This window comes from Pseudomonas edaphica (genome assembly GCF_005863185.1).
Classification (GTDB): domain Bacteria; phylum Pseudomonadota; class Gammaproteobacteria; order Pseudomonadales; family Pseudomonadaceae; genus Aquipseudomonas; species Aquipseudomonas edaphica.
The window spans coordinates 1-1379 of the sequence record NZ_VBVZ01000971.1 but is presented as its reverse complement, the minus strand read 5'-3'; the positions used below and the strand labels follow the sequence as shown (position 1 = coordinate 1379).

At 60.8% G+C, this 1379-nt stretch carries 2 protein-coding genes; both read left to right on the top strand.

The features are described from left to right. Window positions 1-503 (top strand): alpha/beta hydrolase (locus tag FEM54_RS32580; protein WP_138454283.1); only part of this gene is annotated, 503 nt, incomplete at its 5' end. 9 nt (window positions 504-512) lie between these two features. Continuing rightward, window positions 513-1379 (top strand): GNAT family N-acetyltransferase (locus tag FEM54_RS32575; protein WP_138454282.1); only part of this gene is annotated, 867 nt, incomplete at its 3' end.

Genomic DNA, 1379 nt, shown 5'->3' with positions numbered 1-1379 from the left:
CCTTGAAGTACGACGGCTGGAGCATTAACAAGCTGGCGTTTTTGACGCCGTTGCTGATGAAGATCCCGTTCGGCGTGCACATCTGTCGCTTCGAAGAGAAGCCGCCTTACGGCATCAAGAACGAGCGCCTGCGGGCGATCGTCGAGCGTCAGATGAAGGAAGGCGAAAGCAGTGAGGCCGGTTTACTGACTATGGAAGGCATCACGGTGCGCGAGTTGCACCGCATGAACGCGGTGGTCAAAAAGCGCATGCCCGAGGTCAAGGTGCCGGCGCTGGTGCTGCACTCCATCGAGGACGACATCACCAGCCGCTGGAACGCCGATTATGTCGAGCGCCACCTGGGCGGCCCTGTGACCAAGATCCTGCTGGATAACTGCTACCACATGATCACCGTCGACCTGCAATACCGCCGAGTGATCGAGTTGAGCGCAGAGTTTGTCGAGCAACACGCCGCCCCGGCTGTGCAGGCGCCCGTGGATTATCGACAGCGGGCCTCAGCCTAAGGACTAGACGTGATCACCGCCCAAGCCTTCTCGACTATCCGGGCCATCCCGCGTTGCGCCTGGAATGACTGCTTTCCCGCAGCCCTGGAGGATTGGGATTTTTACGTTGCCGTGGAAAACGCCGCGATCGATGATTTCAAGTGGCGTTACCTGGCCGTCTACGACGATGAAACGCTGGTGGCCGTTGCCGCCGCGTTCATCACTTATTATCGCCTCGACACCACGGTGTCGGGCGCCGGCAAGCGCTTTACCGAGCGCCTGGAGCGACTGTGGCCGGGTGTTTTGCGCTTGCAGTTGTATGGCTCGCCGGTGGCCGAGCGTTGCGATGCGGGCATCGCCAGTCACGTGCCCCAGGGGCAGCGCCGACTGTTGATCAAGCATTTGCTGGAGGCGGCACGCGAGGATGCCACTACCTTCGGGATTGGCCTGGTGGCGGTCAAAGACGTGCCGACCAGTGACCTGGACTGGGCAGAAAATTGCCGCCAGGCAGGCTTTCAGAGTATGCCAAGCTTACCCAGGGGTTGGTTGACGGTGCCTTACGGCTCGGTGGAGGCCTACCTGGGCTCGCTGTGCAAGGCGACCCGCAAAGACTTGCGCCGCAAGTTGCGCGCGCCAGGCCCACGGGTCGAGTGGCGGCACACTATTGATGATGTGTTGCCCGACGTGATGCGCCTGTACGAAGACACGCTCAGCCGCGCCGATTTGCAGTTCGAACGCCTGCCGGCGCGTTATTTCACCGGCATTCTTGAACAGCTGCAAGGGCGTGCGGTCTGTGCTCTTTACTGGGTGGATGAGCGTCTGGTGGCGTTCAACCTGGTGCTGTTGGACCAGCATCGGCTGATCGACAAGTTTTTCGGGCATGACCGTGAGTTCAGC